Source organism: Paenibacillus sp. RUD330 (assembly GCF_002243345.2).
In the GTDB taxonomy this organism is placed as follows: domain Bacteria; phylum Bacillota; class Bacilli; order Paenibacillales; family Paenibacillaceae; genus Paenibacillus_O.
Window position 1 is genome coordinate 2,880,003 of record NZ_CP022655.2, and the last position, 17,880, is coordinate 2,897,882.

At 62.8% G+C, this 17,880-nt stretch carries 17 protein-coding genes and 1 riboswitch; of the genes, 3 read left to right on the top strand and 14 right to left on the bottom strand.

The window, feature by feature from the left end:
• Positions 1-171 precede the first annotated feature (171 nt).
• The 5 genes from CIC07_RS13015 to CIC07_RS13035 form a co-directional block, all read right to left on the bottom strand.
• A complete protein-coding gene (locus CIC07_RS13015) occupies positions 172-2,943 on the bottom strand; it encodes an FtsX-like permease family protein (protein WP_076355678.1) in 2,772 nt (923 codons plus the stop codon).
• Complete coding sequence (locus CIC07_RS13020) at positions 2,943-3,623, bottom strand: ABC transporter ATP-binding protein (protein ID WP_076355676.1); 681 nt, start codon at positions 3,621-3,623, stop codon at positions 2,943-2,945. The genes CIC07_RS13015 and CIC07_RS13020 overlap by 1 nt, the downstream gene beginning before the upstream one ends.
• A 104-nt stretch (positions 3,624-3,727) precedes the next feature.
• On the bottom strand, positions 3,728-5,113 hold the full coding sequence (locus CIC07_RS13025) for a sensor histidine kinase (protein WP_076355674.1): 1,386 nt from the start codon (positions 5,111-5,113) through the stop codon (positions 3,728-3,730).
• Entirely contained in the window at positions 5,110-5,826 is a 717-nt protein-coding gene (locus CIC07_RS13030) for a response regulator transcription factor (protein ID WP_076355672.1), read from the bottom strand. The genes CIC07_RS13025 and CIC07_RS13030 overlap by 4 nt, the downstream gene beginning before the upstream one ends.
• 1 nt (position 5,827) lies before the next feature.
• Positions 5,828-7,309, bottom strand: a complete 1,482-nt coding sequence (locus tag CIC07_RS13035) for an aminotransferase-like domain-containing protein (RefSeq protein ID WP_076355670.1) — start codon at positions 7,307-7,309, stop codon at positions 5,828-5,830.
• 127 nt (positions 7,310-7,436) lie between these two features.
• On the opposite strand from CIC07_RS13035, the gene CIC07_RS13040 reads away from it, so the two are divergent.
• Positions 7,437-8,792: an MFS transporter gene (locus CIC07_RS13040; protein WP_076355668.1), complete on the top strand. Its 1,356-nt coding sequence runs from the start codon at positions 7,437-7,439 to the stop codon at positions 8,790-8,792.
• Between the two features lie 244 nt (positions 8,793-9,036).
• Here the strand turns inward: CIC07_RS13040 and CIC07_RS13045 are convergent, their stop codons facing one another.
• Positions 9,037-9,423: a hypothetical protein gene (locus CIC07_RS13045; protein WP_076355666.1), complete on the bottom strand. Its 387-nt coding sequence runs from the start codon at positions 9,421-9,423 to the stop codon at positions 9,037-9,039.
• Between the two features lie 132 nt (positions 9,424-9,555).
• A riboswitch (FMN riboswitch) is annotated at positions 9,556-9,709 on the top strand.
• Between the two features lie 122 nt (positions 9,710-9,831).
• On the opposite strand from CIC07_RS13045, the gene CIC07_RS13050 reads away from it, so the two are divergent.
• Positions 9,832-10,812 carry a DMT family transporter gene (locus CIC07_RS13050; RefSeq protein WP_234992906.1) on the top strand — a complete coding sequence of 327 codons (981 nt, stop codon included), beginning with the start codon at positions 9,832-9,834 and terminating at the stop codon, positions 10,810-10,812.
• Here the strand turns inward: CIC07_RS13050 and CIC07_RS13055 are convergent.
• The 6 genes from CIC07_RS13055 to CIC07_RS13080 form a co-directional block, all read right to left on the bottom strand.
• Complete coding sequence (locus CIC07_RS13055) at positions 10,809-11,186, bottom strand: MGMT family protein (RefSeq protein WP_076355664.1); 378 nt, start codon at positions 11,184-11,186, stop codon at positions 10,809-10,811. The two genes, CIC07_RS13050 and CIC07_RS13055, sit on opposite strands and share 4 nt — an antisense overlap.
• 63 nt (positions 11,187-11,249) lie before the next feature.
• Complete coding sequence (locus CIC07_RS13060; protein WP_076355662.1) at positions 11,250-11,549, bottom strand: DUF6509 family protein; 300 nt, start codon at positions 11,547-11,549, stop codon at positions 11,250-11,252.
• A gap of 1 nt (position 11,550) precedes the next feature.
• Positions 11,551-13,473: an ATP-dependent DNA helicase gene (locus CIC07_RS13065; RefSeq protein ID WP_076355660.1), complete on the bottom strand. Its 1,923-nt coding sequence runs from the start codon at positions 13,471-13,473 to the stop codon at positions 11,551-11,553.
• Positions 13,474-13,528: 55 nt separating this feature from the next.
• Positions 13,529-14,272, bottom strand: coding sequence for a hypothetical protein (locus CIC07_RS13070; RefSeq protein WP_076355658.1), 744 nt, complete (start codon positions 14,270-14,272; stop codon positions 13,529-13,531).
• Between the two features lie 46 nt (positions 14,273-14,318).
• Positions 14,319-14,624, bottom strand: coding sequence for a hypothetical protein (locus CIC07_RS13075; RefSeq protein WP_076355656.1), 306 nt, complete (start codon positions 14,622-14,624; stop codon positions 14,319-14,321).
• Between the two features lie 29 nt (positions 14,625-14,653).
• The gene (locus CIC07_RS13080; protein ID WP_076355654.1) at positions 14,654-15,331 is read right to left on the bottom strand and encodes an NAD-dependent epimerase/dehydratase family protein; all 678 of its coding nucleotides are present in this window, start codon (positions 15,329-15,331) and stop codon (positions 14,654-14,656) included.
• Positions 15,332-15,469: 138 nt separating this feature from the next.
• Here CIC07_RS13080 and CIC07_RS13085 point away from each other — a divergent pair, with 138 nt between their 5' ends.
• On the top strand, positions 15,470-15,691 hold the full coding sequence (locus tag CIC07_RS13085; RefSeq protein WP_139334836.1) for a hypothetical protein: 222 nt from the start codon (positions 15,470-15,472) through the stop codon (positions 15,689-15,691).
• A 21-nt stretch (positions 15,692-15,712) separates the two neighbouring features.
• Here CIC07_RS13085 and CIC07_RS13090 read toward each other — a convergent pair whose 3' ends face one another.
• On the bottom strand, positions 15,713-16,147 hold the full coding sequence (locus CIC07_RS13090; RefSeq protein WP_083688095.1) for a PaaI family thioesterase: 435 nt from the start codon (positions 16,145-16,147) through the stop codon (positions 15,713-15,715).
• 26 nt (positions 16,148-16,173) lie between these two features.
• Positions 16,174-17,865, bottom strand: coding sequence for an AMP-binding protein (locus tag CIC07_RS13095; protein ID WP_076355652.1), 1,692 nt, complete (start codon positions 17,863-17,865; stop codon positions 16,174-16,176).
• Positions 17,866-17,880 lie beyond the last annotated feature (15 nt).

Below are 17,880 nucleotides of genomic sequence, written 5' to 3' on the forward strand. Positions count from 1 at the left end.
ATAAGACGAATGATACCGCCATTATGTAGCACCTACATACGCACAAAACCAGTATAAGGGAATTCTACCAGACAAAAAGTAACAAAGTATTTACGAAATCTGAGTTTTTTCTTAAGATTGCTGGAAAAAGGAGCGCTTCGCCGCGATATCGGCGAAGCGCTCCTTCCTTCATTAGACGTCGGCGGAACGCAAAGGTTCCGTCGGCGGGGGGATCAATGCCCCGCGCGCGGGCCCGATGTTGAACAGGAACGCCGCCGCCAGCAGCAGGCCCAGCACGCCGGACAGCAGCAGCCATGGAAACGCGATGTCTGCCGGCGTCTCCCCCGGCCTGAGATCGCTCTGCAGAATCCGGATGAAGGCATGGGCGCCCGTCGCTCCGGCAGCCGTGCCGGCGAGCAGGCCGCATCCTCCGAGCAGCGTGCCCTCCAGCAGGAACGACCGGAACAGCTTGCGCGGGGGAACGCCGGCGCAGCGCAGCATCGCGATCTCCCGCGACCTCTCTCCTATGGAGCGCTTCTGCAGCACCGCCAGCCCCAGCAGTCCGATGACAGCGGACAAAACCGTGAAGCCGATGAAGCCGTTCACGAGCTGCCTGTTCTCCGCATACTTCTCGCTGCCCGTCAAATAGGGTATGCCCGCCGACGACGCCCCGCCCGACACGAGGCGGCTGCTGATCTCGCGGTCCAGCTCCAGGTCGCGGTAATCGAACTGAAGGAGCAGCAGCCCCTGATGGGACTGGTTCGGCCAGCGATGGTGATAGGGCTTGAGCTTGGCAAACAGTCCGGGACTTACGTAAGTCGTCGAATATACATATTCAGTGCGGATGCTGGATTCCGAATTTTCAGCCGCGAAGCCGGCAATCTTCAGCTCGACGGTGAGGTCGGGCTTGTCCCGGGAACCGACGAGGTTATTTTTGTAAAAGCCCATTCGGATGAAATCTCCCGCTGCATAAGCTGCTTCGGATCCGTAAAACGAAGAGGGCTTATCGTCTGCCGTCTTCCTGTAGCGAAGTGGCAGGACGACATAACCGTCGTCCGCCTCCACTTTGTTCCAGGCTTCTGCATCGCTGCCGAATTCCGGCGAGCGTTCGGCGAGCTTCCAGCCCCCTCCGGCGAGCAGCTCCTGCGAGACCGGCACGAACGCCTGGCTGAATCGGGAACCCGTCCCCTCCAGCTGAACACCGCTCATGACAGGCTCGACAGCGGCGTGCCCCGTAACCGTCCGGCTCAGCTCCTCGTCCGTCCTCAGCAGCTCCAGCACGATTTCCTTTTCCTTTTCCGACTGGTAGGGAACGTAGCCTCCGTATCCGAGCATCGTCTGGACCGTATGTTCCGTATTCATGTTTTTGAGAATGAGGCTGCTCAGCCCTGCGGTGAAGGTCACCGTCATCATCGCGATGCCGAACAGCAGCATGACGGTGAACGTCCTTCCCGGCCGGCGCCCGGCATACCGGACGGCGAGCAGCATGGACAGGCCGAGGCGTCCCGCCAGCCGGCGCCCGGCGCCGAGCAGCAGGCCGAATACCGCGTACACCGCTGATGCCGAGGCGCCGAGCCAGACGACCAGCAGCGCCAGCATGGTTGCTCCGGAAACCGCTGCCGGCTCCCACATGAACGCCTGATAGAGATGAGCCGCCAGAAAAGCGGCCGCCATGACCGGAAGCGCCGCGGCTCCGGCCGCCTTTTTCCACCCCCTGCTCTCCTTGCCGCCTTCTGTCGCCCCTCCCCTCAATGCGGCGACGATCGTCCCCGCGCCGGCTTTGCGGCTGGCGAGCAGGACGATCAGGCTTTGATACAAAAGCACGGCTGCCGCTGCGGCGGCCGCCATGGAAGGGGGAATGGAGGCTGTGATGGGAATGCCTGTGGAGCTGACCGCATGGCCGTATCCGCCTCCATAGAGCAGCTTCACCATTCCCCATCCGGCCGCCGCACCCGACAGCAGCCCGATCAGGCCGGAGAGCAGCCCGAGCAGCAGCGCCTCCGCCGCGAACAGCCCCCGCACCTGCCGCCGGTTCATTCCGATTGCCCTCAGCACGCCGTACAGCTCGCTTCTCGATTCGGCCATCATGTGGACGATCTGACGAAGCAGGAAGGCGCTGGAGAACACCGCTGTCAGGCTGATCGCCAGAACGATCGTGACCATTTCTCCGCCGGCCCTGGACAACGCCTCGTATTTGACGAGCCGAGTCTCTGTCAGCTCATTCATCTTGTTGCTGTAGTTCATTCCCAGGACGCTGTCGGCCGGATCCGTCCTCCCGACCAGCACGAGGCTGTAGCTGCCTTCTGGGCTGCCGGCAAGCGCCGCCGCATCAATCTCGTTCATCAGGACGGTTCCGTTCCGGCTGCCCCGGTCGCCTCGATACCCGGTCACTCCCGTCGCCTCGACGACGTCCCGGACGATCAGAGGCTTGCGCTCCCCGGCGGCATCCGCCGCCCACACCGCGTCTCCGGCCTCAAGTCCGAGCCTGCCTGCGGTTTCCCGATCCAGAATGGCTTGACCGGAAGGCAGCCCCGTCCTCCACAAAGCGGCTTGTCCTTCATCAAAGAGCTTCGCCCGCTGCGGATCCAGTCCGAGCAGCTGGACCTGCTGCAGGGATTTGACTTCCGCATCCTGCCGGGCGGAAGCGAACAGCGTCGTCGCGCCGGCGACGACCGGCAGGCTGCGATAGCGGACGCCGGGCATCGACTCCAGCTCGGTCCGGAGTGTGCCGGCCTGCTCGCCGCTGAACGGCTTGCCCTGCTTCGGCATCAACACCCAGTCGATCGGGCCGAAGTGGGCGCGCACCCATGCGTCTCCGCTGCCCTTGACGGCGATATAATGAAAGCAGGACATCGAGATGAGCATCGCCCCGATCGCCCCGGCCAGCAGGCTGAGCAGCGTCTGCCGCTTTAGCCTTCTCAGATACAGGAGGCCTATCCGCCAGCTCAATCCCTTCGCCAGCATCAGACCGGCCCTCCGTCATGCACGATCCGCCCGTTGAACATGCGGATCTGCCTCTTCATGCGGGCTGCGAAGCCCGCATCATGCGTCACGAGCACGATCGTCGTGCCGTAGCGGGCATTCAGCATTTCCAGCAAGCCCAATATCTGCTCCGCCGTATCGGAATCGAGCGCGCCCGTAGGCTCGTCCGCGAACAGGATGTCCGGACGGCCGGCGACCGCCCTGGCGATCGCCACGCGCTGGTTCTGGCCCCCGGACAGCTGCGCCGGGAACGCCGCCGCCTTGTTCTCCAGTCCGACGAGCTTCAGCGTTTCCTTTGCTGCGGCTTGCGCCTCTTTTCTCGACAGGCCTCTCGCCATGAGCGGCAGCATGACGTTCTCGGCCGCGCTCAGGACGGGAACCAGATGATAGGATTGAAAAACGAAGCCCATCCGCATCAGCCTCGCCTCCGCCAGCTCCTTCTCGCCGAGCTTGTGGAGAGCGCTCTCTCCCAGCCAGACCTCGCCGCTCCCGGGCGGCTCCAGGCCGGCCAGCACATGCAGCAGAGTCGTCTTGCCGCAGCCCGACGGTCCGGTGACCGCCACCGTCTCCCCTTTCTCGACTTGCAGGTTGATCTCCTTGAGCGCCCGGGCGGCCTCGCTGCCTGTCCCGAACGTTTTGCTCACTTGCCTCGCCTTCAGCATTCCGGCGCCAGCCCCTTTCTCCCGCGCAGCGGGTACGCCAGTAGACTAACAGGCTTATGTGCAGCAGCCGTCGACGCGATATGCAGACATTGTGCAGAAGGCGGCTATTCGCGATAGGCAGGAAGCTCGGCATAAAAAAGAGCCCCCGCTCCGAAGCGGCTGCTGACGCCGACCGAGCCTCCATGGGCTTCGGCAATGCCCTTGACGACGGCCAGCCCCAATCCGAGCCCGCGCGGCGCGGGACTTCCGTCCGCGTAGGTCCGCCTGCGGACATAGCGCTGGAACAGCTGATCCAGCTCTTCCTCCTCCATCCCCCAGCCGTCGTCCTCGACTTCGATCCTCACTCCACCGCCTGCCGCCGCGACTCGGACGGTCATCGTCGTGCGCGCATGCCGCAGAGCGTTGTCCGCCAAATTGAGCAGGAGCTGGCGGAACCGCTTCTCGTCGCCGAATACCGTCGCCTCCCCGTCGAGCTCCGTGCGGACGCGGATTCCTTTCTCCCCGGCCTCCGCTTCCAGCAGCTCCGCGATGACCGCGGCGGCTTCGGCCGGAGCGAACCAGCGCTTGTCCAGCGCCAGCCGTCCGCTCTCGGCGAGCGACAGATCCTGCAGATCCTGGACGAGACGCGCCATCCCTCTCGCCTGCTCCGACAGCAGCGCGAGCTGGGACGCATCCAGCCCGCGCTCCTCGTACAGGGCGTTGTCCAGCGACGTCAGCAGGACGGCGAGCGGCGTCCGCAGCTCATGGGCGACTTCGCCCACCATCGATTTGCGCACCGTATGCAGATGCTGGATATAATCGGCCGCTTCGGACAGATGCCCGGACAGCTCCGCTTCGGCGGGATTCTCGGCGGCAGGCGCGCGATGCAGGCGGACTTCATGGCCTGCCGCAGCGGCGGGCGCACGATGCAGGCGCGCTCCATTCCCGACAGCAGCTGCAGGCCCGCTAACGCTCGGCCGAAGGAGACTTGCCCGGGCGGCCCACAGCCTCAGCCGTTGCTGGCCGCGAGCGGCCTCCAGCCTCATCAGCCCCCAGGCGCAGGCGAACGCGGCCATGCCGGCGGCGGCGGCCCATCCCAGCGCATGCCCGCCAGCAGAGGAGGCGACGGAGGCTTCGACCGTTCCCGCCATGCGTCCGTGAAGCATGAAAGGCTTCACCGACGTCAGACGGCTGCCGCGCGGACTTCCATCCTCTCCGGCGACTGCGATCGTCTCGCCAGCGGCGGTCCGGACCTCCAGGCGATAGTCGCCGCCGGCCGGATAAGCAGCCGCATCCCGCCGGAGAGCCTCTTCGATGCCGGCCGCCGAACCGTGCATGCCCGCATAGGCAGCCGCATAGCCGCTCCAATACAGTGCGAGCCGCTTCGCCTCGTCAGGCTCCTTGGACCCTTGCGGCGCCGCCAGCAGCACCGCGGCAGCCGCCATCGCCGCAGCGGCCGAGCCGCAGGCTATCCGCAGCCAGGCAGCCCGGAATCGGGAGCGCGCCTTCATTCGCGCCTCTCTTCCTGGAGGAAGCGATAACCGACGCCATATACCGTCCCGATATAACGAGGCTCGGCCGAATCGTCGCCCAGCTTGCGCCGCAGATTCCGGATATGGCTGTCTATCGTCCGCTCGTACCCTGCATACGCTTCGCCGAGAGCCTCCTCCAGCAGATGTGTCCTAGTGAATACCCTTCCCGGATGGGAGGCCAGCTTAAGCAGCAGCGCGAACTCGGTTCGGGTCAGCTCCACCGGAGCTCCTCCGATGCTGGCCTCGAACCGTTCCGAAGAGATGGAGAGGTCGCCGCGGACGAGCCCTTCCGCCCCTGCCGGCGGCGGGCCTTCGCCTTCCTTCGTCCTGCCGGCACGGCGGAGCACGGCCTTGATCCGGGCATGCAGCTCCCTCAGGCTGAACGGCTTCTGGATATAATCGTCCGCGCCGATCTCAAGCGCCAGGATGCGGTCGAACTCGTCGCTTCGCGCCGTCACCATCAGGATCGGCAGCTGCCACAGCCTTTCATTGCGGCGGCATAAGTCGAGGCCCGTGCCTTCGCCCTTCAGCAGCCAGTCCACTAGCAGCAGCTGCGGCTTCTCCTTCTCGATCAGGACGATCGCCGCATCGGCCGAATCAGCCGTCAACACCTCGCAGCCTTCTCGGCGCAAATACGCCGCCCCTTGCTCCGCCAGCTCCCGCTCGTCCTCGACCCAAACAATCCTTGTCATCTCAGATCCTCCCCCCTGCCCGATTATTCCCATGGCCTTCCTTGCCGGACAGCCGCTCCAGCGCAGCGGCTGTCCGCCGGATTCCCTCGGCAATCATGTCCTCTTCGGCCGCCGCGACGCTGATGCGCATCCAGCCGGGACGCTCCCCGTACAGCTCCCCGGGACTGACGGCGACGCCTTGCTCCAGGCATCCCTGCAGCACTTCCATTCCGGAGCGCGCCAGGCCATGCTTCAGCCAGATATAAAAGCCTCCTTCCGGAATCGGCGCGTGGCTGGCCGCATGCGGAGCAAGGCATGCCGCTGCGGCTTCCGCGGCCGCCTCTCTTCTGCGTTCGAGCGCGGCGCGCACGGCTTCCAGCCCGGCATCGAACCGGCCGCTGCCCAGCAGCGCCGCTCCCAGACGTTCTCCCGGACGGCTCGTCGTCAAGCCCGAGGCATGGCGCGCGGCCTTCAGCGGCGCCATCATCGCCCTTGGCGCCGCGATCCAGCCTGTCCGCATGCCGGGAGTGGCGATCTTGGAGAACGTCCCGCAGGAGATGACCCGTTCCCTGCCTCCTGGCAGCGAGCGCAGCGAAGGAATAGCCGTCCAGCCCGGCCTGCCGAGCAAGGAGTAGGGATCGTCCTCGATGATCGGCAGCCTGAGCTCGCTGCAGATGGCGAGGAGCTGCAGCCGTCTCGCCAGCGACAGCGTTGATCCGGTCGGATTCTGGAACGTCGGATTCGTGACGACAAGCCGGATCCGGTGGCGGCGGTGCAGCTCCGGGAGCGCTTCCGGCGTGAGGCCGTCCTTGTCGACCGGCAGCCGGACCATCGAGATGCCGGCTTCCGCGAATACGCCCATCGCGTACAAATAAGACGGGCCTTCGACCGCTACGGCGTCCCCCGGCTCCAGCATCGCCCTCGCGACGAGGCCGAGCGAATGCTTGACGCCGCCTGTCAGGAGCAGCTCATCCGGCTTCGCCGCCAGCGAAGGGCCGAGCGACGGATGGTAGGCGAGCGCTTCTCTCAAGCCGCGATCGCCCAGCGGATCGTCCCTGTAGCTGAACGGCCGGCTCCAATCAAGCTCTCCCGACAGCCGCTCCAGCAGCTCCAGAGGCATCAGGCTGCGATGCAGCTCTCCTTGGGTGAGGTCGATCACGCCTTCTCCCGGCGCCTCGTTGACGGCCTCCTGCAGCCGGCAGGAAGGATTGTATCTCCGGCGCAAATAGCGGATCCAATCCGGCTGCCGCTCCCCCTGCTCCCACATCGAGTCGCTGACGCTCGTCCCGCTGCCCGGGCGCGACTGGACGAGGCCGAGCGCCCTCAGCTCGCCGTAGGCCGCCTGGACCGTGCTGCGATTGACCGCCAGCCTGAGGGCAAGATCCCGTTCGGCCGGAAGCTTCGAGCCCGGAGGCAGCAGCCCGCTGCGAATCTGCTCCTCATAGTGCCGGCATATCTGGATATAGACGGAGTCTGAGCCGGTTGGATCCGGTTTCCAGAACATGGGCGTCCCCCCTTTCGGTTTCATTATAGCGCCTCCATGAATTGGATGGGCAAAATTTCCTCCAATTGGCTGGTGCGCCCAGCCAGCCGAACCGCTATGATGGCAACAAAACAGAGGGGGGACCGTCATGCTGTTCAAGGAACCGAAATTCGCCTGGCTGCTTCTGGCCGTCTTGTGGTGCTTTACCTTCGCAGGCTCGCTGGGCCGCATCGTCATCGCCTTTTTCCAGCCGGAAATTACCGCCGATCTCGGCGTCGAACGGGACTTTCTCGGCTTTACGTGGTCGACCGCCATCGTGCTGACCGCCGTATGCGCGCCGCTCGGGGGCCTTCTCGCCGACCGCAAAGGCTACGCAGCGGCGATGGGAACCTCCGCCGCGATGAACGTCCTCGGCGCCGCCTCGGTGCTGTTCATTCCCGGCACGCTCGGATATTGGCTCGGGAACGGCTTGCTTGCCGGATTGAGCGGGCTCGGAGCCACCTCGGCCTACATGCTCGTGCAGGACTGGTTCCGCCATCATCGAGCGAAGGCGCTCGCTCTGCTCGGCAGCGCCGGATCGCTCGGCCTGGCCGTGCTGACGCCGCTGCTGACGCAAGGCCACAAGTACGAGTGGAGACAGCTCTATGGTGTGCTGCTCTTCGTCCACCTGCTGTTCCTGCCTTTGGCGGCGCTCGTCTTCCGGAGCCGGGCGGCAAGCCGGCATGGCGATATGGAACAGGCTCCTCCCCCCGAGAACAATGGGCTCTCCGCAGCTCCTGCAACAACCCTTCCACGTGAGGACGGCCAAAAGCCGCCTGCCGCAGCTCCGTCCGGAAGCTCCGGCGCCGCTCCCGCGGTCTCTCCCCGGAGCTGGCTGGAGAAGTCCGCCGCGCTGCTGGACATGGCCCGAAACCGCGTGTTTCTCGCCGTCTCCTTCTCTCTCCTTGCCTGCGGCTTCAGCATGGGCACCGTGGAAATGAACCTGGCAGCCATCCATCAGCACTCGCATGTGCCGGCAGCGGCAATCGCCGCCTCCCTCAGCCTGCTCGGCGTCCTCGAAGTTTGCGGCGGGCTCCTGTTCTCCTATTTCCTGGACCGCTCCTCCCGATCTTCAGCGCTGGCTTTGCTGTTTGGAGTCCGCGTCCTCGCCTTCTCCCTGCTGCTTCCCCATCTGCAGCTGTCGCCTGTATTTTTCTCGCTGCTCTTCGGCGCAAGCTATGTTGGCGCCGTATCGGGCGGCATTCTGCTCGCGGAGGAGAGCGCCGGCGGACCGGGCGGGCTGCGCACCGGCTTTCTGCTGCTCGTCCATCAGCTCGGAGGAGCGGCTGCCGCGCTCGGAGGAGGCATCCTTTACCGGCTTCAGCATTCGTACCAGACCGTCATAACCGTCAATCTGATATTGAGCGCGCTGTCTTTCCTCTTCTTTCTCCTGCTCTCCCGGCATCTTGCCGCAAGACGCCGCCCATCGAGCGGCAGCTCATCGAAGCTGGAGGCCTCGGGCTGACGCCGCAGCCGGGCGAGCCGCGGCCCGCTTCGCATGCGGTTTCATGGACAGCAGCCTGCGGAAATGGTGCGGACGAGATGTTTACGATCCGGGAACGAATACCCGCGGCATGCGGAGCCGCGATAGCGAGGAAAGGACCATCCCGATCCGCCATAGCCAAGGATGGATTGCCTGTCCCGCGCCTCCAGCGGGAATGCAAAAAGGGCCGTCCCACGATGGGGACAGCCCTTGGCCGGCTTCCGGATCAAGCGACGTCGAACGTGCTGCGCTTGATGATATGGAGATCGTCTCCGGAATAGATATGGATGTAGATGACGTATTTGCCCGGCTTATCGAACGTATGCGTGACCTCGTACTGTCCCTGGGCCTTCTTCTTGGATGTGATCAGAATAGGGAGCTCCTGCTCCGTTTCTTCCCGGATGTCGAAGTCGATCTTCAGGTTCTCTTCCGTAACCAGTCCCTCGATCGCCGCCGTCAGCTGCAGCGGCGTTCCGGCCACGGCTGCCGGGTCGCTCGTAATCGCGACCTTGACCGCCGATTCGTCCTGATATGGAGCGTTGCCGGAAGATCCGCAGCCCGCCGCGACCAGAAGCATGAGAACCGCGAGCGCCGCGAATGTCCATTTCTTCATGACCTGTATTCCCCTTTCCCTGTTGCGCTTGTCCTTCTTATTATACCTGGGCAGAAGCGCTGCTGCTCCTTGCAACCATGAACTTTTCTTGTCGAGTGCTGTCGCCTTGTGATATAATTCACGCAACTGAATATGAACCTTCGGGGCAGGGTGCAATTCCCTACCGGCGGTGACGGCGCGAACGCGCGCCGAAGCCCGCGACTCCCGGAACTGCGAATGCGGATCCGGGACTGACTTGGTGAGAATCCAAGGCCGACGGTGACAGTCCGGATGAGAGAAGGTTTAATGCGCTTCGTGCCACGATCATGGCGAGGCGTATTATTTCGTGCCCCCGCCATTTGTCTTCTGGCGGGGGTTATGAGCTTCTACGAGGTTCAATTCAAAAACCCGCCACTGGAGGTTGTTGAATTGAAAGACACAGCTACGCTCGACCGTCCGCTCAGCGCGGACAAAGGCCTGTTCACCCGCAGCCGCGGCATTTGGTACGTCGTTCTCGGCGCGACGCTCTGGGGAGTCGATCCCCTCTTCCGCATCCTGCTCCTGAAAACCTTCACGTCTCCGCAGATCGTTTTCCTGGAGCATCTTCTGCTGTCTCTCTATGCCGTACCGGTCCTTATCCATTATCGTCATCAGCTCACCGGCAAGCTCACTCTCGGCGTCGTCGGAGCCCTGTTCTTCGTCTCCTGGGGCGGCTCCGCCATCGCGACGGTGCTGTTCACCTCCGCGTTCACGATGGGCAACTTCAACGCCGTCCTGCTGCTGCAGAAGCTGCAGCCGCTGCTGGCCATCATTCTCGCCCGCTTCATGCTCAAGGAATCCTTCCCGGCCCGCTTTTCCTGGTATCTGCTCGTCGCGCTCGCCGGAACGTACCTGCTTACATTCGGCTTCCATGCTCCGCAGCTCGGCCTGCATGATCTCGGCTCCCAGGCAGCCCTGTATTCCATCGGCGCCGCTTTCCTATGGGGCGGATCGACCGTCATGGGCAAATACCTGCTGCAGAAGAAGCTCGGCTTCCATATCGTCACTTCGCTCCGCTTCCTGCTCGCCATCCCGCTGCTCGGCGTTCTGCTGCTGGCCGCCGGAGATGCCTGGAAGCCGCTCGGCAGCTCGGGCACGGCTGCGATCCTCATTGTCAACCTGCTCTTCCAGGCTTTCATTCCCGGGCTGCTGAGCATGCTGCTATATTATAAAGGGCTCTCTTCGACCAAGGCTTCCATCGCCACGCTGGCCGAGCTCGCCTTCCCTGCCGTCGGCGTCCTCATCAACTGGATCGCTTTCGGATCCGTGCTCAAGGTCCATGAGCTGATCGGCTTCCTGCTCATCTGGGGCGTGCTCGTCATGCTCAGCCGCAGCACGGCCAGAGCCGCCGCAGAGCAGCCCGCCGCCTAATGTCCGGCTTCGCCGCCGGACTGCTCTCCATCCGCATCATGCCGATGCCGCTCACCATCGATTGCCTCTCCGTCCGCATCATGCCGATGCCGCTCGAGATCGATCGCTCCGCGCAAGCCTTCTTCGATGCCTTCCGCGGCCAGCAATGCCCTTTGAAGCTCGCCGGCATCTCCCGGCAGCGACACGGAGCCAGCCGCGTTGACGACACGATGCCAGGGCAGCCCGTACTTCTCCCCCATGGAATGGAGGATGCGGACGACCTGGCGGGCGGCGCGCGGGCTTCCGGCCGCTGCCGCGACCGAGCCGTAGGTCATGACCTTGCCTTCCGGGATGGCGCCGACGACCCGGATCACTTTCTCCGTAAAAGGCTGCATATTCTCTCCCCCATAAGTAGAGCTAGAGCCCGCGCTGACCAGCAGCCGCGGGCTCTTGCCTGTTTATCCGTTTGCTTCGGAATCGGCGATATGTGCCATGCAGAACGTCTCCAGTTCGGCGAGCTCTTCATCCTCAAGGCCGAAGTCCAGCAGCCGGTCGCTGCCCCGCTCACGGATTTCATGGCGGATGATGGAGCCTCCCGCTCCTTCCTGCTTGTACACCGCGCGCACGTACAGGCCGCTCGGCGAGTACAGCTCGTCCTCTTCGTCGACCTCGATCTGAAGCAGGTATTCATACCGCTGTCCGTCCAGAATGCCGAACGGATCCTTGATTTTCTCCACGCTGAATTCCGTAATTTCCATGTCAATTCTCCTCCTGTAACGTTCCTTCGGGCAATACCGACACGACGGCTTCCCGAACTTGACGGTCAAGCAGCTGCGAGGACAGGATGACGACTTCCCCGCTGTCGCCGCGCGACCGGATCAGCCTCCCGATCCCTTGCCGCAGCCTCAGCTGCATGAACGGAACCTCGATTTCCTCGAAGGCGCTCTCCGCCGCTTGGCGCCGGGCGTTGAAGACCGGATCACGCGGCGGCCAAGGCAGATCCCAGACGACGACAAGCGACAGCGACGGACCCGGCACATCGAGTCCTTCCCATAGGGTATGGGCGCACAGGACGCTTTCCTCGTCTTGCTGGAAAGCCGTGATCAGGCTGCTTATTTCCGCCGTGCCTTCGAAGTGCAGGCGGTAATCCATCATCTCCGGCGCTCCGGCGGCCCAGTCCCGGAACGACTCCAGCTGCTTGCGGGACGGGAAGAGAAGGAGCGCCCTTCCTCCGCTGTGGCGGAGCGCATCGACCGTGCGCCGCCTCTTGTCCTCCGCTGCCGCGGCAGGATCGAGATGGATCTCCATCTGGGAAGCATAATCGTACGGAGACGGAGTGCTGAAGCTCAAGTAATCCTCGATTCCGAGCGTATCGGCCGCATAATGGAAGGAGCCACCCGCCGACAGCGTAGCCGAGGAGAAGATGATCGGCATCGATTTGGCGAATACCCGCTCCCGAAGCACTTCCTTGACCAGCCTCGGCATCATGACCAGCGTCAAGCCGTCCGGATCCGGCAGCAGCCAGGTGATGAGCCCTTCCGGCTTCTCGAACAGCGCCAGAGCCGTGCCGATCATATCGAGATGCTCTTCCACGATCGTCAGGTGATAGCCGTCCAGGGTGAACAAGCCGCTCTCGAATACGAGCTGCTCCTCGATCTCCTCCAGCAAGGAGCGGAATGCGCGGATTTCCCGGAGCAAGCCCGGCGTCAGCTCGAACTCCAGACGTTCGGAGCCTTCGACGGGAGAGCTGGCCTGCTGCAGGCGACGGAACAGCTCCTCGCTGCGGGTGATGGCGTCCTCGATCGCATATGCCAGCTTTTCGCGGATGTCGTTCTGCAGCAGACGGCTGATGATGGATTCAAATACCGAGTGCTGGAGCTTGTAGGTCAATGCGTTCTGAGCCGCCGTCTCCAGCAGATGGCCTTCATCGAATACGACCGAGCTGTGCTCGGGCAGCAGCGGCAGCTGGCCTTCCCGCTTGCGCGCTTCGGCCGTCCACACATGCTCCATGTAGAAATCATGGGAGCAGATGATAAGATCGGGCGACTTCCGGTAATGGTCGCGCGACAGCGTCATGCCGCAGCGATGGCGCTGCGGGCAGACGAAGCAGTCCTGGAACACGTCCCAGCCGATCTTCGACCAGCGGGCGTCGTCGAGCCCGGCATAGTCCTTGCGGCTGCCGTACGGGTGGAAGGCCTGCAGCGTGTCGGGCTTGCGCACGAATTCGGGAAGCGACTCGTAAATCGCCTCGTAGCCTTCGTCGCCCCGTACGTCGTCGAGCTTGTTCAGGCACAAATACTGGCTTTGCGACTTCGCCATCCGGGCGTCCACCTGCAGGTCCAGGTAAGCCGCCAGCTTGGCGATGTCTCCCTCCGCCTTCGTCAGCTGCTCGATCAGCGATTCGTCGGCGCAAGCGATGACAGCGGGCCTGCGGGTATACCTCGCATATGCGACGGCATAGAGCAGGTAGACGAGTGTTTTACCCGTGCCGACGCCGGCCTCGGCGAACAGCGTTTTCTTTTCCTTATAGGCCCTTTCCAGCTGGAAAGCCATGTAAATCTGCTCATCGCGGACTTCAAAGCCGGCTTCAGGCAGAATATCGTAGAAAACATCCGAGATCCAGTCGCTGGCTTGCTCGATGAAGGGACGGGTCGGATCAAATTCAAAAGGATATGGGGTCAAATGCGCTGCAGCCTCCGCTTGGTTCTAGATTTCTGCGGGGCAGCGTCATGCCCCGTCATGGACTCATGTATCTTCCGCCGCTGATGCCGAGATCGGCCAGCTTGCCGGAATCGGCTTGCAGCAAAAAGGAATTGCTGCCCTCGGCGGCATTCCATTCCATGCCCAGAACCATGCCTTCGCCGGTACGCGCGACAAAGCGCAAGGAAAAGGATTCCGGGCTCATGCTGCCGCCGTCATCCACGGTCCACGTAGAATTTTCATCATAATCCGCCGGGAAGTCCTTGTAAAGGGGTTTCGATTCCTCCGGTACGAGAACAAGGCTCGCCAGCATGCTTTTTTGATCCCGCGCGAACTGGATCAGCAGCAGATCCATCGCATTTCCGTTTCTGCCGATCCGGCCGATCGTCCAGGCCTGGTCGACCTTCCGTTTCTTTTGCTGGGCAATGGCCTTCAGCAGAGCGGCGTCCGGCTTGGCATCCTTCTTATCCTCGACCGGGATAAAGGCTTCCGGCGCGGCTCGGCCGCGAAGCATATAATAGGTAGCGTTCGGCTGGGCAGTCCCTTGTTCAACCTGGAACACGTATCCCTTCATATGGACAAAGTTGGATGCCGTCTGCCTCCCGTTATCCTTCTCGTCTCCTTGCTCCACTCCCGCGTAAGACACCGGCAGCGTCTTGCCGCCTGCTCCCGCAGCGGTCTTGATCGAAGACAGGACATCCGGATCGATCTCTCCCCGGATATCCGGCACGATCATCAGCTTCGTTCCCGTCTCGTCGGCAAAGCTGAAGTAGGGGGACAAGGATTTTTCCCCAAGAGCAGGAGCCGCTGACGCGGAGCTCCCGGAATCAGGCGGCGGCGAAGCGGACGGCTTTCCGGATGCAGCCGGTTTCGGCGCGCTCGCTGACGGTGACGGCGATTCTGCCGCATTCGGCGCGCTCGCTGACGGTGACGGCGATTCTGCCGCATTCGGCGCGCTCGCTGACGGTGATGGCGATTCTGGCGCTTCCTGTCCGTCTCTGCTCGGACCAGGCGAGGAGGATGGAGCGATTGAAGCTGCATCCATGCCGGTGCTGCCTCCTGGCGTTCCGCCCTTGTTGTCTCCTCCGCTGCAGGCGGAGAGCGACGCCGCGAGCAAGACCGCTGCCGCGCACAATGCAGCCTTGCGGATTCCTGTCATTTGTCAGTCTCCTTTCCGTGTCGAGCCGATGGCGGCAATCTGCTGCGACTCCAGCACCGTCACTCCTGCGGGAGCGCTCTTCGCCGCCTCCAGCATCGCTGACGCTACCGTCGCCGCATGAACGGGCCGGTAGCGGGCCAGCTTGCCGACCATCAGCACCGACAGCGGCAGCGCCAGAGCCGCTGCCCATTTCTCGCCCGGCCTCCGCTCCTGGCGCTCCCCGAGCAGCTGGGAAGGCCTGAGCAGGATCAGACGCCGCAGACTCAGCTTCTCCAGCTGCCGCTCCAGCTCTCCCTTGACCCGGAGATAGAAATACCGGGAGCCCGGCGAAGCGCCGATCGACGATACGATGACAAGCGCGCCGGCTGCCTGCGAAGCCGCCGCTTCGGCAAGCCGCAGCGGGAGCTCGTAATCCACCCGTCGAAACGCCTCCTGCGTACCCGCTTTCTTGATCGTCGTGCCCGTGGCGATGAACAGGTCGTAGCCTGCCGGGATGCCTTCCAGACATTGCTCCGGCTGGCCGGATTCCATCGTCCTCTCCTCCAGCCTTGGATCCGACAGGCCCGTTGGACGGCGTCCGATCGCAACGACGTTGGCGTAGCTGCCTTCGGCAAGCAGCAGCTTGAGCAGCTCGCGGCCGACAAGGCCGGTTCCTCCTGCAACAACCGCAGTTTCTCCCATAGTGCGATCTCCTTTCCGCCTCATGATATCCATTTATTTCATTTCGCCGCTCGGAAAGCAATTTGACCCTCTACTTGGAAACAGACGTGCAGAAGAAGCAAAAGGGTTCGGATGCAGCCTATCCGAGCAGTAAACGGCATGAAAAATAAGGTGAACGGGTTTTCTGCTCAGATGGCTGCTTCAACCGCAGAAGCTCCGGGTTGGACGGATTTACCTGCCTATTCCGCTGCTCCGACCGCCCGCTTATTTAGCTGCTCCCGCCGCCGAGACTTCATTCCGGACAGGCTCGGCAGCTACTCGGCTGCCTGCAATAAGCTCAAGCAAACGCAAAAACCGCTTCTGCGGCGGCAGAAGCGGTGAAATCCAAGCGAAGCGGACAGCCTACTTCCCGAGCACGCGGAAGGTTCCGGTGCCGAAGGCGCATAAATCCCCTTGCTCCGTACGAGCGTATGCCTGCGTGCTGATCATCTTGCGGGATTGATGGACGATCTCCGCCGAGACGACCAGCCGCCCTTCCCTGATCGGCGAGACATAATTAAGGTTCAGGTTCGTCGTCACGACAGCCGTCTCCGGATGGGCAGCCATCGCGACCATCCCCATCGCGGAATCGATCAGCGTCGCATATACCCCGCCATGCAGAATGCCGATCAGGTTCATATGATGCGGCTGGACATCGAGGCAGACGACGCATTTGCCGTTTTCCAGCTGCTGCATCTCGGCGCCGAGAAAGCCCCAGAACGATTCTTTCGCCGCTTCCTCCCAGATCGCCATTTGTTTGGCCAGGATCGATGAATCCGCTTCCAACTTGTTGTCCATCCGGCATTCTCCCTTCAGACGGCGCTTCAATCCTTTGCCGTTTTCTCCTTCTCCTGCTCTTCCTCGATCAGCTTGCGCCGAAGCACCTTGCCTACGAGCGTCTTGGGCAGCGCCGCGCGGAATTCGTACACCTTGGGCACTTTGTAGGCGGCAAGCCTTTCCTTGCAAAACGCCTTCAACGCCTGAGCATCCTCCTGCGCGCCGCTCCTGAGCACGATATAAGCCTTCACCGTCTCTCCCCGGTAAGGGTCGTTGATGCCGGCGACGATCGCCTCCTCGACGTCGGGATGCTCGAACAGCACTTCCTCCACCTCCCGGGGATAGATATTATACCCTCCCGCGATGATGAGATCCTTGCGCCGGTCCAAGATGAAGAAATAGCCGTCCGCATCCATCCGGCCGAGATCGCCCGTATAGAGCCAGCCGTTCTTGATCGTGCCCGCCGTATCCTCGGGACGGTTCCAATAACCGGACATCACCTGCGGCCCGCGGACGATCAGCTCTCCGATCTCGCCCGCCCCGACGTCCTCCCCGGTATCGGGGTGGACGATCCTCGCTTCCGTGTCGGGGAAAGGAATGCCGATGGAGCCCGGCTTGCGCTTCTCCCAGATGTTGTTCGCATGGGTGACCGGCGACGCCTCCGTAAGGCCGTACCCTTCGATCAGCTTGCCTCCCGTGAGCTGCTCGAATCTCTCCTGCACCTCGAGCGGCAGCGACGCTGCTCCGCTGATGCAGGCTTTAATCGAAGAAAGATCATATTTTTTGATATCGGGATAATTGATGACGGCAATGTACATCGTCGGCGCACCTGGAAAGACAGTCGCTTTGTTTCTGGCGATCGCCCGGAGCACCTGCTTGATCTCGAACCTCGGGAGCAGGTCAAGCGTCGAGCCGTTCAGGATGCCCTGGTTGAGCAGCACGGTCATGCCGAAGACGTGGAAAAAGGGCAGCGCGGCGAGATAGCGCTCCTCCGGGCCTCCGGCCCGATAGTTCCACAGCTTGGACTGGATCGTATTGGCGATCAGATTGCGATGGGTCAGCATGACGCCCTTGGCGAAGCCGGTCGTGCCGCCCGTGTACTGGATCAGTGCCAAATCGTTGCGGGCGTCGATCGGCACTGCGGCCGGCATGGGCTCCGACTGCTTCAGCAGCTTGCGGAACGAGATCAGCTCCTCGCCGTCATAGTCGATGGAAGGAATCGGCGCGCCGTCCTTTTTGGCCTTGATCGGGTAGAGCAGATTCTTCGGAAAGGACAGATAATCCGCCACGGAAGTGACGATGATCCGCTCCATCGGCTGTTTGGCCATCGATTGCTTCACGCGGCCGACGAGCTGGTTCAGGGTGACGATGATTTTCGCCCCGCTGTCCGTCAGCTGATGCTCCAGCTCCCGAGGCATATACAGCGGATTCGTCATGACGACGATGCCTCCTGCGAGCAGGACGCCATAATAGGCGATGACGGCCTGAGGGCAGTTGGGAAGCATGACCGCGACCCGGTCTCCCTTGCGGAGACCGAGCCCGTTCATGGCAGCTGCGAAGCGGTACGTTTGATTCAATAAACTATCGTAGGAGATGCGGGCACCCATGAATTCCAGCGCGGTGCGCTTAGGATGCCTGCGGGCGGTCTGGACCAGGAATTCCGCCAGGTTCTGGTCCGGGTAGTCGTAGGTCGGCGGTACTTCGGCGGGATAATGGCTGAGCCATGGCCGGTTTGACATGCCGTTCACCCCATT

Coding starts and splice junctions, on each gene's coding strand:
- CIC07_RS13015 (WP_076355678.1), bottom strand. CDS start 2,943: ATGCTGGCGAAGGGATTGAGCTGGCGGATAGGCCTCCTGTATCTGAGA.
- CIC07_RS13020 (WP_076355676.1), bottom strand. CDS start 3,623: ATGCTGAAGGCGAGGCAAGTGAGCAAAACGTTCGGGACAGGCAGCGAG.
- CIC07_RS13025 (WP_076355674.1), bottom strand. CDS start 5,113: ATGAAGGCGCGCTCCCGATTCCGGGCTGCCTGGCTGCGGATAGCCTGC.
- CIC07_RS13030 (WP_076355672.1), bottom strand. CDS start 5,826: ATGACAAGGATTGTTTGGGTCGAGGACGAGCGGGAGCTGGCGGAGCAA.
- CIC07_RS13035 (WP_076355670.1), bottom strand. CDS start 7,309: ATGTTCTGGAAACCGGATCCAACCGGCTCAGACTCCGTCTATATCCAG.
- CIC07_RS13040 (WP_076355668.1), top strand. CDS start 7,437: ATGCTGTTCAAGGAACCGAAATTCGCCTGGCTGCTTCTGGCCGTCTTG.
- CIC07_RS13045 (WP_076355666.1), bottom strand. CDS start 9,423: ATGAAGAAATGGACATTCGCGGCGCTCGCGGTTCTCATGCTTCTGGTC.
- CIC07_RS13055 (WP_076355664.1), bottom strand. CDS start 11,186: ATGCAGCCTTTTACGGAGAAAGTGATCCGGGTCGTCGGCGCCATCCCG.
- CIC07_RS13060 (WP_076355662.1), bottom strand. CDS start 11,549: ATGGAAATTACGGAATTCAGCGTGGAGAAAATCAAGGATCCGTTCGGC.
- CIC07_RS13080 (WP_076355654.1), bottom strand. CDS start 15,331: ATGGGAGAAACTGCGGTTGTTGCAGGAGGAACCGGCCTTGTCGGCCGC.
- CIC07_RS13085 (WP_139334836.1), top strand. CDS start 15,470: ATGAAAAATAAGGTGAACGGGTTTTCTGCTCAGATGGCTGCTTCAACC.
- CIC07_RS13090 (WP_083688095.1), bottom strand. CDS start 16,147: ATGGACAACAAGTTGGAAGCGGATTCATCGATCCTGGCCAAACAAATG.
- CIC07_RS13095 (WP_076355652.1), bottom strand. CDS start 17,865: ATGTCAAACCGGCCATGGCTCAGCCATTATCCCGCCGAAGTACCGCCG.